Raw genomic sequence first — 444 nt, forward strand, 5'->3', positions numbered from 1 at the left:
AGGTCGAGAACCAGGTGCAGACCGCGCGCGGCCGCTTCTTCCAGCCACGCCTGCGCTTTACCAGCCTCGCGGAGCTGAACGGCTGGTTGGAGGCCGAGTGTCGGCGCTGGGCCGACATGCACCAGCATCCCGAGCAGAAGGAACTGACGGTCGCTGAGGCATGGGCAGCCGAACAGGCTGTACTCCAGCCTGTTGTCGCGCCCTTCGACGGCTTCCACGAGAGCGAGCATGCGGTAAGCGGCACATGCCTCATCAGCTTCGACCGCAACCGCTACTCCGTTTCTGCCAGGGTGGCGCGACGCGCGGTGCAGGTTCGCGCCTATGCCGACCGCATCGTCGTGCGCTGCGATGGTGAAGTAGTCGCCGACCATCCCCGGTTCTTTGGCCGCGACCGGACCATCTACGACCCGTGGCATTATCTGCCGGTGTTGGCGACCAAGCCGG

General features: G+C 65.8%; 1 protein-coding gene. It reads left to right on the top strand.

The features are described 5' to 3' along the window. On the top strand, nt 1-444 hold a 444-nt coding region (locus tag AX685_RS15490; RefSeq protein ID WP_443026260.1), incomplete at both ends, for a Mu transposase domain-containing protein.

Origin of the sequence: Sphingomonas sp. CCH9-F2 (assembly GCF_001556735.1) — a bacterium.
GTDB lineage: Bacteria > Pseudomonadota > Alphaproteobacteria > Sphingomonadales > Sphingomonadaceae > Sphingomonas > Sphingomonas ginsenosidimutans.